Origin of the sequence: Streptomyces sp. NBC_01390 (assembly GCF_045040105.1) — a bacterium.
In the GTDB taxonomy this organism is placed as follows: domain Bacteria; phylum Actinomycetota; class Actinomycetes; order Streptomycetales; family Streptomycetaceae; genus Streptomyces.
This window is the reverse complement of the sequence record NZ_CP109551.1, coordinates 11043301-11057531: the sequence shown is the minus strand read 5'-3', so window position 1 is coordinate 11057531 and position 14231 is coordinate 11043301. Positions and strand designations below refer to the sequence as shown.

At 71.3% G+C, this 14231-nt stretch carries 12 protein-coding genes; 2 read left to right on the top strand and 10 right to left on the bottom strand.

Annotation, left to right across the window (positions count from 1 at the left end; genetic code table 11):
• The first annotated feature begins 56 nt into the window (after positions 1-56).
• Positions 57-1088 (top strand): LacI family DNA-binding transcriptional regulator, encoded by a 1032-nt coding sequence (locus tag OG241_RS49305; RefSeq protein WP_405825667.1) that lies wholly within the window; start codon positions 57-59, stop codon positions 1086-1088.
• A gap of 216 nt (positions 1089-1304) precedes the next feature.
• Positions 1305-2201 (top strand): BTAD domain-containing putative transcriptional regulator, encoded by an 897-nt coding sequence (locus OG241_RS49300; RefSeq protein ID WP_405825665.1) that lies wholly within the window; start codon positions 1305-1307, stop codon positions 2199-2201.
• Here the strand turns inward: OG241_RS49300 and OG241_RS49295 are convergent.
• From OG241_RS49295 to OG241_RS49250, 10 genes are read right to left on the bottom strand one after another with little or no spacing between them, the layout of a single operon-like run.
• Positions 2169-2909, bottom strand: a complete 741-nt coding sequence (locus tag OG241_RS49295) for a hypothetical protein (protein WP_405825663.1) — start codon at positions 2907-2909, stop codon at positions 2169-2171. The genes OG241_RS49300 and OG241_RS49295 overlap by 33 nt on opposite strands.
• Before the next feature lie 10 nt (positions 2910-2919).
• Positions 2920-5379, bottom strand: a complete 2460-nt coding sequence (locus OG241_RS49290) for a hypothetical protein (protein WP_405825661.1) — start codon at positions 5377-5379, stop codon at positions 2920-2922.
• Positions 5380-5426: 47 nt separating this feature from the next.
• Positions 5427-6383: a hypothetical protein gene (locus tag OG241_RS49285; protein WP_405825659.1), complete on the bottom strand. Its 957-nt coding sequence runs from the start codon at positions 6381-6383 to the stop codon at positions 5427-5429.
• A gap of 10 nt (positions 6384-6393) precedes the next feature.
• Positions 6394-7017 carry a hypothetical protein gene (locus OG241_RS49280; protein WP_405825657.1) on the bottom strand — a complete coding sequence of 208 codons (624 nt, stop codon included), beginning with the start codon at positions 7015-7017 and terminating at the stop codon, positions 6394-6396.
• Positions 7010-10147: a LamG domain-containing protein gene (locus OG241_RS49275; protein ID WP_405825655.1), complete on the bottom strand. Its 3138-nt coding sequence runs from the start codon at positions 10145-10147 to the stop codon at positions 7010-7012. Before OG241_RS49275 ends, OG241_RS49280 begins: the two co-directional genes overlap by 8 nt.
• The gene (locus OG241_RS49270) at positions 10144-11424 is read right to left on the bottom strand and encodes a baseplate J/gp47 family protein (RefSeq protein ID WP_405825653.1); all 1281 of its coding nucleotides are present in this window, start codon (positions 11422-11424) and stop codon (positions 10144-10146) included. Before OG241_RS49270 ends, OG241_RS49275 begins: the two co-directional genes overlap by 4 nt.
• A gap of 7 nt (positions 11425-11431) precedes the next feature.
• Positions 11432-11824 carry a hypothetical protein gene (locus OG241_RS49265; RefSeq protein WP_405825651.1) on the bottom strand — a complete coding sequence of 131 codons (393 nt, stop codon included), beginning with the start codon at positions 11822-11824 and terminating at the stop codon, positions 11432-11434.
• Positions 11821-12132 (bottom strand): hypothetical protein, encoded by a 312-nt coding sequence (locus OG241_RS49260; protein WP_405825649.1) that lies wholly within the window; start codon positions 12130-12132, stop codon positions 11821-11823. Before OG241_RS49260 ends, OG241_RS49265 begins: the two co-directional genes overlap by 4 nt.
• The gene (locus OG241_RS49255) at positions 12132-13862 is read right to left on the bottom strand and encodes a hypothetical protein (protein ID WP_405825647.1); all 1731 of its coding nucleotides are present in this window, start codon (positions 13860-13862) and stop codon (positions 12132-12134) included. Before OG241_RS49255 ends, OG241_RS49260 begins: the two co-directional genes overlap by 1 nt.
• Entirely contained in the window at positions 13859-14227 is a 369-nt protein-coding gene (locus OG241_RS49250; RefSeq protein WP_405825646.1) for a hypothetical protein, read from the bottom strand. Before OG241_RS49250 ends, OG241_RS49255 begins: the two co-directional genes overlap by 4 nt.
• Positions 14228-14231 lie beyond the last annotated feature (4 nt).

The window sequence follows — 14231 nt, the reverse complement described above, 5'->3', positions numbered from 1 at the left end:
AGTTGCCGGCCGAGGCCGCGGCCGCAACCGAGAGCCCTCAGGAGACGGTTTCCTCCATGGCAGCGAACCGCCGCCCCACCCTGGCCGACGTCGCCCGCGAAGTCGGCGTCAGCGCCAAGACGGTCTCCCGGGTCCTCAACGAGGACGGACCCGCCTCCGCGCAGACCAGGGAACAGGTACTGGCCGCAGTGGCCAAGCTCGGCTTCCAGCCGAACCTGATGGCCCGCAACATCCGCGTCGGCGGCCCCGACACCACCATCGGCCTGGTCATTCCCGACCTCGCCAACCCCTTCTTCGGAGCCGTGGCGCGCGCCATAGAGGACACCGTCCGCGAACGCGGACTGACCCTGCTCATGGGCTCCTCGGCGGACGACCCCGAGCGCGAACGCGCCCTGACGGACAAGTTCCTGGCCCGCCGGGTCAGCATCCTGATGGTTGTGCCGTCCGTCGGCGCCGACCACTCCCACCTCAAGTCGCACCGTACGGCGGGACTGCCGGTGATCTTCCTCGACCGGCCCGGGGTCGGACTCGCCACGGACAGCATCGTCAGCTCCAACCGGGCCGGTGCCCACGACGGCGTCGCCCATCTCGTCGCCCACGGGCACCGGCGCATCGGTTTCGTCGGGGACCTGCCCCTGAACCTGTACACGCGCCGTGAACGTCTGGCCGGCTACCGCTCGGCGCTGCAGGAGGCCGGCCTCCCGCACGACCGCGCGCTCGTCACCAACGCCCATGACCAGCGGGGCGCCGAGGCAGCGACCGCCCAGCTCCTCGGTCTCCCCGATCCTCCCACCGCCCTGTTCGCCGGCAACAACATCATGGCGATGGGCACGGTCGCCGAACTGGCCCGCAGCGGGCGCAAGGACGTCGCCGTCGTCGCCTTCGACGACGTGGCGCTCGCCGAGGCGCTGGAGCCGGCGCTGACGGTCGTCGCCCAGGACGCGGAAGAACTCGGCAGGGCCGCGGCGAACACCGCCCTGGCCCGGCTGGACGGCGACCGCACCCGGGCCCGAACCGTCACTGTCCCCACACGCCTCATCGTCCGGGGTTCCGGCGAACTCCCTGTCCCCGTACTGCAGGAAGCGTGACCCGACGACGGGCGAGGAGGCGCGACCGGGCGAAGGCGCAGGTCGCATCGCCGGCGCTCCCGGTCCGCTGAGCGGAACAGAACGCGACAGAGGGTTTCCCGCCATGCCACGCTGTCGACCGGAATTCGACATCCCCAAAGAGATGTCGATCGCACGGTACCCATGTCAATCGCGGGGGCGAAAGTGACATCAGAGACAGTTGCGCTGGAATTGCGCGTGCTGGGACCGTTGGAGACCGTCGTCAACGGCAGATCCGTGGACCTCGGCGGTCCGCAACTGCGGTGCGTCCTCGCCCGGTTGGCGGTCGTACCCGGTCGGACGGTGAGCGTGGGGGCGCTCGCGGCCGAGTTGTGGGGTGGGCGTCCGCCGGCGGACGCCCACCGGACGGTACGTACGTATGTGTCGAGACTGCGCACCGCGTTGCGCTGCGCCGCCGGCCCGGAGGAACTGCTGGTCACCCGGCCGCCGGGTTACCAGCTGCGCGTGGATCCGACGGTCGTCGATGCCACGCGGTTCGAACAGCTGGCGGCGTCGGGTCTGCAGGCGCTGGCGGCGCGGCAGCCGCAGCTCGCCGTCCAGCGTCTGACGAACGCGCTGGGCCTGTGGCGGGGCGACGCCTTCGCCGAGTTCGACCACCACCCGGCGATCGCGGCCGAGGCGACCCGGTTGGAGCGGTCACGGATGTCGGCGATCGAGGCGCGGACCGAGGCATCCCTGGTCATGGGACTGCACGTCCAGGTGGCCGTGGAACTGGAATCACTGGTCCGGATCCATCCCACGCGGGAGGTGCTGTGGGGGCAGTTGATGACCGCGCTGTACCGCTCGGGACGACAGGCGGAGGCGTTGTCGGCGTTCCGGATCGCCCGTACCGTCCTGATCCAGGATCACGGGGTCGAGCCCTCACCGGGGCTTGTCGAGATCCATCGCCAAGTCCTGCAGCACGATGCGGCGTTGAGTCCCGCCAGGCGTTCCCCGTCCGCCGGCTCGGCCGTCATCCCGCTCGCCCGGAGTGACGACCGGCGGGCCGAGGCCGGGTCCGCCGGGGCGTTCGCCGCCCTCGGCGCCGCCCCGGACCATGGCTCACCCGTCGTACCGTGGGGCACGGCTGTCTGACGCCACGTCCTCGTCGGTCGCGTCACCGCCGAGCAGGGCGCGGTTCGCCAGACCCTGGCCGTACGGGGTCAGCAGCTTCATCAAGGTCATGGCGAACTCGACGGCATCCATCGGGTGGCTGTTGCGGAAGTCCGCCCACGTGAGATACCAGGCCGGACCGGGCAACCCGCCGGGCAGGCCGGAGACGAGGCTGAACCCGTCCGGGAGGCCGCCGCCGAGGAAGACCCAGTTCGCCACCTGCTCTCTCGTCACCGCCATGGGGAAGAGCAGACGCCATTGCGCGTGACCGGGGAAGGTGAACACCTTCGCCACGGGAGGCGCGGCGTTCGGCGGTTTCCGCCGGTCGCGTGCGGTTCGTGGCGCGGCTGTGGCCGGCGAACCGCCGGTACCCGCACTACCCGTACTGCCCGCAGGAAGCGAGCCCGCCGCGCGCAAGGGAACACCGACCGGGTCACCAGCCCCGCCGGCGCCGTCAGGGAGCCGGTGGAGACCGTCGGCGGACCGTCCGGGCCCGCCGACGTACGGCTCCGCGGCCGGCCCCCGTGCGGGCGTGGGTAAGGTCGTCCCGGCCGGGGCGACCTTACCCACGCCTCGGGCGACAGCGGCCAGTACCGTCGCGGTCAACCGCCGTCCCGTCTGCCGGGACATGCTGTCGGAGAGGGCGTCCGCTCCCTCGGCGACGCCAGGGAGGTGGTACTGCGGCCTCATCGAAGTCTCCCTAGTGGAGGTAGCGACCGAGGTCGGCGGCCGGGACCTGGACGAGGTCGTCGCGCTCGACCCAGAACTCGTTCAGCTCACCGATCGCGGCCGTCAAGCCGATGTCGGGATCGGGGTGCCGGTGATAGCGGGTGGTGCCGAAGCGAGGGTCTCCGGGCTTCGGGCCGGCGACGAAACTGTCGAGGACGTCGACGATCCTGCCCTCCCCGGGCTGCCGGTCCACGATCGGGCGACCGGCTTCCCTCACCTCGTCGAAGACGTCGTGGATGTCTCCTCCGACCCAGTACGCAGCGGCCAGTGCGACCCGTTCGGCGTCCGCGTTGGCCGGAGTGACACGGACTCGTAAGTCGGTGCTGAACCAGCCGCCGACATCCGTGTCCGGTCCGACCGCGCGCACCCATGGATCGGGCCCGAACAGTCGCTGGGAGTTGAGAATCCGCTGCTCCAGCCGGCCGCCCTTGTGCGCGGCCCGGTAGATCGTGGTCTCCGCGCCGTGCCTGAGCCGGAAGATCTGATGACGCTGGCCGGCGGAGAGAGTGCTGGTCCTGTCGCGCATGCCGGCATCGAGGGCGGCGAGCGCTGCGTCCCTGATCGGTGCGATCACCTCGGTGAGGTTGTACCGGTGCCGCCTCCCGCGATCGTCCTTGCTGACCTCGGCGTAGTACTGGACGTGTTCGGCCTGTGCCCGTTGCAGGGCGTTCGGGTGGTCGGGGATCTCCGGGTGCTCCACGATCGTTGCGAGTTCTCTGGCCGTGTTTATGAAGTACAGGAAGTCCCGGTAACTCCGTATCACACCGGGCAGGTTGCGCCGCAGCGCGTCGACGTCGATGTCGACCACGTACGGCCATGAGGAGGACCCGAACGTGCTGACGTCCGGTTCGCTGCCCGGCGGCAGCGGGCCCTTCCAGCTGTCCCACACCCCGGGGGTCGGTCTGGCGCCGGCCCAGGTCCAGAAGGCGAGTTCGGCGTTGCCGAGGTCGATGTTGTGCTGGGCCGAGCCGCGGGCGAGGTTGACGTAGGTGAGGATGTCGTTGACCGCTGCGATGGCCAGCGCCGCGCCCGCCACCGTCCGCTGTCCCCCGCTGTACCGGCTCGTCACCTCCGGTGGTCGGGGCGCCGTCGGCCGAACCGGCCCCGCGCCGACGGGCCCGACGCCCTCGGTCACCACGGAGGTCGGCGGGGTGCCCGCTCCGGGTCCTGGGACCGGTGGCTCCGCCGGGGCCTGCTCCGGCGTGGGCCGCGGCACGACGGGGGTCTCCGCCACCGCCTGGGCCGCGGCAGCCGTCGGCGTGCCCGGCGTGGCCGTACCGCTGATGGGCCGGAACGTTCTCGATCCGCCCATCCAGACGTACTTGATGATCGCGCGGGTTCGGCCCGCCGCTCTGAGCATGACCTCCCGGCAGGCCGAACAGGGGTTGTACTGACCGATGATGGTCATGACGTCCCCGGGGCGGAGGTCCGCCTCCCGCACTGCCCGCGCCTCGGTATGAGTGGCGTTCACGTTGTGCGGGAAGGGCAGGGCCGCTTCCTCGCTGGTCATGTTGCCGCTGACGAGATCTGTCCGCCGCCACACCTCGACGCCCTCGCGACGAACGGAGGCGGTGGCGTGGTGCGGCGGGCGGTAGTCGCTCTCCACCGCCTTGGCACGCGCGCTGTCGTTCGCCGGAATCCGCTGCCGCATGACGGCGCGCGCCGTTTCGTCGCCGTCCGCCATGCGGCGTGCCAGTTCGCGGTCGGACATGCTCGTGTATCTGTCGACCAGTTCGTGCGCGGCTGACGCGTCGGTCCGGGCCCGCCGGCGCAGGTCCTGGAGCCTGGGCGGCTTCGGCGGCTGCGGTCCGGCTGTGCCGGTCGCCCCCGGCGTTCTGCGCGGCGATGCCTTGGCCGGTGTTCTCGTGGCGGGCGGCGCCGCACCGGTTGCCGGGGCCGCCGGTGGTGTCTCGGCGGTCGGCGGTTCGGAACGGGGTGCGCCGGCCACCGGCCGGGTGCTGTCCGGGGTCGTCGCGGCCGGCGGTTGGGCACCGGTGGTCTCGGCCGCCGTCGGTGTCGTGACCGGTGCCACGCCGGTCGGCGGTTCTCCACCGGCGTTCTCGGCCGCCGTCGGTGCCTTCGCGGGCGGCGGCTCCGCACCAACTGCCTTGACTGTGGCGGGCGTTCGGGTTGCAGGTGGGCGGGCCGAAGTCCGTACCGCCGGTCGCACCGGAACGTCTGCCGGCGCTCCCTCGTCCTCATGGGCCGGTATGGCGTACGCGGCAGCGGCCCCCTGACCGGGTCCGTACGGTTCCCAGTCCGCCGGAGCGACCGCCGTGTCGCCGTGGTGCCGCTCGGCCAGTACCCGCTCGGCGTGCGCCAGCCGCGCCGCCACCGTGCGGGCCAACAGCTGACCGAGCGCCTCCAGTTGCGCCGGCGTCGGCTCCCCCACCATCCGCACGGCAATCGGGATGTGGCAGTTGGTCCGCATGTCACCACCTCGGGAACTGTCCGACAGATACGGGCTACAGGTACGGGCTACAGGTGCAGGGTGATCGACGCCGACGCCGACGCGGTCCCGCCGCGGGAGTCCGTGGCGGTGACCGTGAGGGCGAAGGTTCCGGTGGTGGGCAGCGCGATCTCGGCCCGCCAGGTCGACAGGTCACCACCGGCCGCGGTGTTCACGGCGGCCCCCGAGGGACCGTTCGCGACCGAGTACCGCACCTCAGTGACCCCCGAAGACGCCCCGGGTGTCGTCCCGGTCAGGGTGAGCCGGTAGGGCAGCGAGGCCACCTCCACGTCGCCGGCGAAGGCGTCGAGCGTGACCGTGGGCGGTGCGCCGTCGTGTCCCACGACCGAGCGGGTCTGGGTCGACGCGCGACCGTCCGGATCGGTGCACTTCACGGTGATCGACCGGGTTCCGAGCGGCGCCGGAGCGAGAGCGACGGTCTTCCGGAACTCGGATCCGCTGTACTGCTGGGTCGTTGTCATCCCGTCGAAGGTGATGTCGACCGAGAGCGGGTAGTACTGGTCGGCCGACGTCAGCACCACCTCCAGCGAGGCACCGCCGGGGGCCAGGTCGACGACGGTCCCGTCGGCCGGCGCCGCCCACGTGAAGACCGGCGGACCGGCGGGTGACACATGGACGTTCACCGGGTCCGCCGTGATGCGCGCTCCGTCGGACGTCACTCCTGCCGCCGACACCGTGTAGCCGCCCGGCCGGGGGAAGGTGACGGAGTAGGTTCCGCCGCCGCCTCTGTGGTCCCTGATCGACTCGACGCCCGGGATGTCCACCTCCGTCTCCGTGTAGGTGACGAAGTCCTCGCTGTCCCAGCTCTGGTCGGCGGGGATCCACTTCCAGCGGACACCCTCGTCGGCGATCACCGTGATCTGGACGGGCGTATTGGCCGTGACGTTCCCGGGCAGCGGCTTGATCTGCACCGAGGGCGGCCTGTTCTTCGGCGGAGCCACGGAGGCCGGGGTGTTGGTTGGCATGGGAGTTCCCTCAGGGGTTGGTGTAGGTGACCTGGACGGAGGCCAGGGTGACCGGGTCGGTGGTTCCCACTCCGGTGTTCGCCGAGATGACATAGCGGAAGTTCGCGAGATTGACGACGTTGACTTCGGCCGAGGGCAGCGTCAGCTCGGTGTTGAGCGGAACGGTGCTGGTGTCGAAGCTGATGATCTTCTGGCTGGTGCCGTCGCTCACGGACACCCGGTTGAAGAAGAAGCTCGTGTTCTGTCCGCTGGGCGCGACGCCCTTGCCGCGGACCCGCAGCGAGGTGATCGTCACGTGGTCGGGCAGTGCCAGGGGCAGCATTCCCGCCGGTGCGCCGGTTGTGGGTGCCACGGCGTTTCCCGAGGTCTGCAGTGCCCAGGCCGGTGAACCCTGGACCGGCAGGAGAGTCGGCGGGAACGACAGGGTGACCGTGTGCGGCACAGGTGGTACCCGTGCGTTGAGAAGGTCGAGTTGGGTGCCGATCTGGGCGACCACCGTGGACACGCCGTGGAGGTCGCTCTCGATGGTCTCGAACCGGATGTTGAAGCCGTTGGTGCCTCCGGCCTCGCACCGGTCGATGTTGTCGACCCAGGCGAAGTGGTGGAATTTCGGCGTGTAACTGAAGTCAGCCACGAGTGTTGTCCCTTCGTAGCGGTGGCAGCACGCTGCGGATGCGGAACTTCGGGAAGGTGAAGTCGGGGTTGACCTCGGCCAGATTGCCGCGGACCTCGACGGTGTGATCCCGGATCAGCTGGGTGTTGACCTCGATGCCCACCGGGTGCAGGGCGTTGAGGATGTTGAGGATCAGGTCGTACTGGTCCTTGGAGATCACCGTGTCCGGGTTGTCGAGCTCCGGCCGCAGGCCGACCCGGAAGGTGTACGGAGCGGGCAGGTCGCCGAGCAGGTAGCTCGCCTGCACCCAGGCCGGTCCCGCCGAGTCACCGCGCAGGACGGTGGACGACTGCTTGGGGTTGCCCAGGGAGACGTGGGCTGTGCCGAAGGTGCCCGTCGCCCAGCCGAGCCGGATACGGCCGGTGCCGGCCGGTCCGGGGGGCGCGTCGGGGTTCAGGGCCGGTTGTACCGACAGGTCCAGCGTCTCGCCCTCGTCGAGTTCGATGACCGGGGTTTTGTCCCTGGCGTCCGGGCCGTGCACCACGACGGGGTCCCCGGGGGCCTGCCGCACGGTCACCGTGTCGCCGGTGTGCGTGACATGGCCGAACCCGACGGCATGTGCCAGCCCGGCGAGCGCGCCGGGCGGGACGGTGGTGTGCTGCAGGGCCAGCATCCGGCCGTGGGCGCCGAACTCGTCACCGGCCGGACTGAACGCCGACGTCACCGTGAGCCGGCCGGCGGTCGATCGCCGGTCCAGTTCGGCGAGCAGGGCGTCCAGCGTCCGCCGGACTGCCGGCTGCATGAGGTGGTTGTTGTCGTCGCTGCCGTAGTTCACCCGTGGGTCGTCGTGGCGTGCCAGGAACTCCCGGTCGAAGAACTCGTCGGGGTCGCTCACTGTCCCGGCCGGTGCTCCGAGGGTGCCGTCGGCGGCGATCTTCCCGCCGTCCGGCAGGTCGGGCAGCCCGATGCGCAGGGGGCGACTCGCGGACACGGTGTGTCTGCCCCGGGTCACCTCCGCCTTGACGATCAGACCGCCGGGAGCGGCGGCCCGTATCTCCGTGACCGACGTCGGACGGCCCAGCACGCCGGTCGTGGTCAGCGTGGCGCGTCCGGGTCCGGCCGGTACGGTCAGCCAGCGCAGCACCGAGTCCGCGGGCGGCGTCGGACGCAGCGTCAGCGCCGCTGTCTGCCCGACGTCCAGGTCGGTCGGGCCGGCCGGGGCGGGGTCGAGGTCGAGGTCGACTGCGAAGTAGTCGCCGGGGGCGCTCGCCGCGTAGACCGACGCCCCGTCGCCCTTGCCGTCGGTGCGGAACTGCACGAAGTCGAAACCGGCGCGGTGGGCCAGCGCGGCCAGCCGGCCCGGGGCGATTCTGCTGTGTCCGAGCAGCACCGCCCGTCCGGTGGCCCGCAGGTCGGCCGCGCGGGGATCGAAGGCGGCGCCGATCCGCAGCCGGCCGGGGGCGCCCGGCTCCGCCGCCAGGGTGACCAGTCGGTTCAGGGTGTCCGCCAGGCAGACCTGCACCAGGTGCGGGTCGGGCGGGAGTTCACCGGGGTCGAGGTCGCGCGGTGGCGGCACGGTGAAGTCGACCGCCGTACTGTCGTAGCGCAGCAGGAACACGGGGTCGAACCGCTCCTCCTGCTGAGCGGTGCCCACGGTGTCCGCCTCGTTCACCCCGCGCCGCCCCGCCGCGTCGATGCTTTCCCCCTCGCGCAGCGCCACCGGCCGTATGCGGACCAACCGGCTGCCGCGGACGAGGGTGGCGTTGGTGTCCTGCACGACCAGGGGATCCCGCTTGCCGCCGATGGTTCCGACCAGTTCGTTGAGCATCGCCGCGAGGTTGGCCGGGGTCGGCAGCGCCCAGCGCCGGAACAGCCTGAGGCGCCTGCGGTAGTGCTCGTCCGCCTCGCCCAGCGCGGGCGCGAAGTCGGTCCGGGCCGTCGCGGAGATCCGTACCTCGTCGATCACTCCCCGGAAGGCGCTGTCCGCCGGGCCGATCCGTAGCGGCGCGGTGTTGACGACGGCGCCGAGTCGGCCGAGTGGCATTTCGGCGCGCAGTACCCCGTCGACGTAGAGCCGGAGCCTTCCCGCGGTCCGGTCCAGCACGCCGGCCAGGTGGGTGAAGGCATCCGTCGACAGGCTCAGGTCGGCGAACAGGGTGAGGGGTGGCGTGGTCCCGTCGCTGACGAGCAGCCGTGGGTTGCGGGCCACTCCGCGGCCGAACTCGCCGACGGAGAGCAGCCAGCCCGCTCCCGCGCCGCCCGGAGCCGGGTGCCGGAACAGCACCTGGCCGTCGCCGCCATCGGCGTCGGGCCGTACGAAACACTCGACCGTGGCGCTGCCGTTCGGGGCGATGTCGAACGCGGTGTCGGTCGCTACCTCGACGACCGCGTCCGGCAAGTTGAAGCCGAAGGCGGCGCCGTACCGGCCGGCCGCGCCTCGCTGTACAGACGTGTTCGGGGACCCTGGGTGGCCGGTGCGGCCGGGATACTGGCCGGTGACGTCCTGGGCCACCGTGCTGCCGGGGGCGTCGTCGAGGTGGTAGAGGGCGACGGTCGCGTCGTCGAAGCCGTAGGGCAGCGGCGGGAACCTCGGTACCCCGAGGTCGGCGCCGATCAGGTCGAGGCTGCGGCCGGTGGCCCTGGGCAGATGGCGCTGGGCGACCGTCCGGGCGAACTGCCCGCGCAGCTGGTCACGTTCACCGCCGAGCACCCACAGCACCTTGGCCGTGTTGCCCAGCAGGGCGGTCAGCCGCCAGGCCTGGTCCGGGTGGCCGTCCGGTGCGGCCGGCGCCGTCCGGAGGCCGGTCAGCCTCAGCTGCGCGGAGACGGGTATACCGAGCGCGACGGAGGCGCCGGCCACGGTGCCCGCCGGGAAGGTCGCCCGTACCGTCAGCGGTGGCCGGCCCGGCTCGGCGCAGGTCACCGTCACGGTGGTGTCGGCCGGCACGTCCCTCGCCGCGGCCAGCACATAGCTGGGCTCGGGCGGCCGGTCGAAGCGGCTCTGGTGTTCGGTGAAGTCGTACGGTGCCACCTCGGCGGCCGACGGGTCGGCGCCCGGCAGCAGTCGTAGCGTCAGGGTGTCGGCGCCACGTGCGAACGGCGTGGTCAGCCGCTCGCTCATCCGGACGGCGGCGAGCGTCGGCGCCGTCATGACGTCACCAGCGCGATGTCCAGGACGTCTCCGTCGGCCGAGAAGATGGCCAGTTCGGTCGGGCCCATGACCAGGTTCTCCCCCACCTCGGCCTCGATGGCGACGCTCTGCCCGGATGTCACCGGGCTGCGGCGCAGGTGCAGTTGCCGCACGTCGACCACTCCGGGCTGGGTCACGAATGCCCGCACCACCTGCGAGTACAGGACGTCACCGCCGAGCCGCAGACTGCTGATGTCGGTGGCCAGGCGCTGCCGGATGGAGGCCAGCAGGGCGGCCCCGTCGGAGCCGGGCTGTACGACGACCTTCGCCCGTACGCCGACCTTGACGTGGATGGCTTCGACGATGTTCGGGTGGACGCCGACCGGCCGGACCGTGTCGACGGCCGCGGTGACGCGCTCGAAGATCCCCTGGACGGGGCCGATGGTCCGCCACGGCGCTCGGGAGTCGTGTGCCACCAGGACGTTGAAGAAGTACGGTTCGCCGATCCGCCGGGCCTCTGAGCTGAAGGCGCGCTGATCGAACGCGAAGGTTCCGAAGTAGCTCTGTGAGACGTCCACTCCGCCGAGCGGATCGGAGAGCACCACGTCCAGCACGCCGCTCACGCCCAGGGCCGCCTGCGCCACCGACTCCACGGTCCACAGGTTGCGGGCCAGTCCGGCGAGCCGGGCGCGGTAGGTGTCGTCGGGTACGACCTTGTCGCCACCGCTGGTCGCCTTCGGGTTCGTCACGGTCAGGGTGGCGGTGCCGAGGTCGGCCAGGAATGTCGAACGGTACGTGGGGTCGACGGCGGCGATCGCGCCGGCGGCGACGTTGCCGTCGGGCCCCGGTTCGAAGGCGACCACGTCCACCGTGGTGGTCTGCTGTGTCGCGTCCAGTGTCACCGCGGCCGTGGCGGCGAAGGCCCGCACCGGCGCCGCGGTGACCAGGATGGTGCCCTCGGGCACGACGTAGCGTCTGCCGGGCGCGCCGCCGTCCAGCGTGATGCGCACTGTGCCGGTACTGGGAAGGTGCGGCCTGGCCAGGCCCATGTCCTCGCCGAGCAGGTCCAGGTTGTCGCCGGAGGCGGTGGAGACGAAGTTGCCGTAGTACAGGTCCTCCATCCGTTTCCACAGTTCGCCGTCCTCGGCGGCGGTGACCTCCAGGATCTTTCGCAGCGGGCTGGTCTCGGTCAGGTCGATGTCGTCGAAGACGGCACGGGCCCGCTCGAACGCCTCGCTGAGGATCCGATCGACCGGTTTGAGCACGAAGCCGTCGTCGGTCACTCCGAAGTCGCTCATCCCTCCCTCACACCCCCACATCGGCGAGCAGTGTCAACGGGTCGCCCGCAAGGGTGTCCAGCTCGACCCGCACGGTCCACACGCGTCGGTGGCGCGCGGCCGGGTCGTCGTCGAAGACGATCCGGCGGATGTCACGGACTCGTGGATCGGTGCCGAGGGTGCGGACCAGGTTCAGCTGCACCAGCTGCTTCACCACCGACACGGGGTTGGACTGCGTGAAGATCCGGCCGATGTCCAGGCCGTAGCCCGTGTTGAAGGGATCGGATCCGAGCGGGGTGAGTACGCGCAGCGTCAGCGCCTGGCTGAGGTTGGCCACCGACTCGACTTCGCGCAACTGCCCCTGGGTGACTACCAAGTCGCCGTCGTCGAGCAGCAGGCTGCGACCGAACGAGATGGTCATGCTGCCTCCAGTTTCGTCTGGCCCGCGTCGCTCGCCTGCCAGGTGCCGGCGTTGGTCGTCCCCTTCGCGGTGGCCAGCAGCACGGGCCGGCCGCCGACCGTCAGCGTCGTACTGACTCCCGCGGTGACCGCCGAGATCCGGACGCACGGAGCCTGAGCGATGCAACCGCTGATCACGGCGAGCCCCAGATCGTCCGCCAGCAGCACCGGCGATCCGTCCACCGTGAGCGTGTGCTGGCCGGCCGTCGCCCGCACGGTCCCCTGATGTACGCAGGCGAGCTTGGACGCCGTGGTCAGGACGGCCGGCATCACGTCACCGCCACGGAGGAGCCGTCGAGCTTCATGCTGACCGAGCCGTTGGTCAGGGTGATGGGCCGGTCCGATGTGCTGATCGTGACCGCGCCCCCGGAGTCCACTGTGATCATCGTTCCGCTCTGGTGTTCGATGGTGATCGAGTTGTCGGTGGGTGGATCGGGCCGGGTGCCGACCTCGGGCAGGGCGTCGGTGCCGACGAGTACGTGCAGGGCGGCCACCTGGATGACCCGCTGTCCGGCGCCGTCGGTGAGGTCGTTGGCCCCCTTGCCCCGTGGCAGGCCGTCCGCGCCCAGCTCGGTGGGCAACGCCAGCCAGTGGTCGCCCACCCGGTTGGGCGGACGCTCCTGGGCCGGGTTGTCCGGCCAGACGAAACCGGTGATCAGCGCGTCGTCGACCTGGCCGCGGTTGTGCGCCAGCACCGCGCGCATCTTCGGGTACACCGGAGTCATCAACCCGGTCCGGTGGAAAGCGAACGGCGACGCGATCGGCTTGTCGTTCAGCTCGACGGTGGTGTCGATCGGGGTGGCGACACTGGGCGCCACCGTTCCGGGCTCCGGCCGCTGCCCGTAGTACAGCGACGCCGCATGCCTGCCGTCGGCGCCGGGGACGTACTCCGTCACCTCGCCCAGATCGACCGACGGGTGATCCTCACGGCTTCGGTCCACGACGTCACGCCAGCGGTCCACCACACCCTGTACGCCGGTCCGGACCTGGGCCCGCTCTCCGGGGACGGCGGCGATCAGCAGGAGCCGCGCGGTGTAGCCCGCGCCGACCCGGAAGGAGTGCTCCACGTGAGACACCCTCAGCGGCCCGGCCGGCACACCGGACAGGCCGGTCGTGGTGGCCACCTGTCCCACGCGCAGCCGGGGATGGCCGAGCACCGTCAGGTCCAGTGTGGTGCGGACCGGAGGCAGCACCACCGGCGCGGCGCCGGGTACGTCGTCCTCGGCGGGCCGGGGCGGAAACGCGGGGCGGGCCTCGGTGTCCTCGGAGGTCGAGCTGCTGAGGGAGACCAGGTTGGTGTCCGGGTCGAACACGACCGGCGCCGGGTCGGTGAACGCACCGACCGCCGAGCCGAGGTAGACCTCGCCGTCCCGCACCACCAGCGGCACGTCCGCCTGCGCCGCCAGCTCGCCGAGGGCGTCAAGGGCGGATCCGGCCCGGACGGTGAGGTCCTTCGGGCCGCCGCCGATCGTGGAGCCGTCCGCCAGCGACACCCCGGCCGCCTTGGCCAGGGACTTGGCGAGGTCGACGGTTTCGGTGCCCGCGCGGCGGTCCAGCTCCACCGGCGTGTTGCGCAGCAGGTATCCGCCTTCCTCCTGGCCGCGGAGCACGGTGCGGGACAGTCCGTCGGCGCCGACACTGCCGGTGACGGTGACGACCCGGCCGACCAGTACCTGTCCCGCGGTGGTCCTGGTCGTCGGCTCGTCGAAGTAGCCGAGATGGATGGTGGCGTTCACCGGCCCGGCGGCATGGGTGTTCTTGATCAGGTCCGTGACCTGGCCGGGCAGGTTGATCAGGCTGATCTCGAACGTGTCCGCCGAAGCGCCGTCGGTCATCGTCACGGTGACGTCCGCGTCGATGACCAGTGAACCGCTCAGCACGTCGTTGGACACCTTGAGCGGCAGGCCCGGGCCGGACCGTGCGGCCACCGCCCCCGTCACCCGACCGCCGGGCAGGTCGGCCTCGGCGATCTCGATCATGTACCAGAGCACGAAACTCATCCGACTGCCACCCCGCCGACCACCTCGGAGCCGAACGAACCGGCCGAGTTGAGGTTCCGAAGGTCCAGCCGCAAGGTCCGGAAGGTCAGGACCAGTTCGGCCGCCCGGTACTCGACGCCGGACACCAGCTTGCGGCGCAGGATCGAGACGGGTCCGCCGGGTTCCTCCCGGTCCACCGAGAGCACCAGGAACGCCTGAGCGGCCGGCAGTTGGAGCGGCCCGGCCGGCGCGCCGCGGACGACGTCCTCCGCCACGTTGGCGTACAGCCGGAACTGGTAGTTGCGACCGGCCACGGCCAGCCGGAACGCCTGTGGGAAACCCTCGTCGGCGTCGATCGGCAACCGGAGAAAACTGCGCGTCGCCACGGAT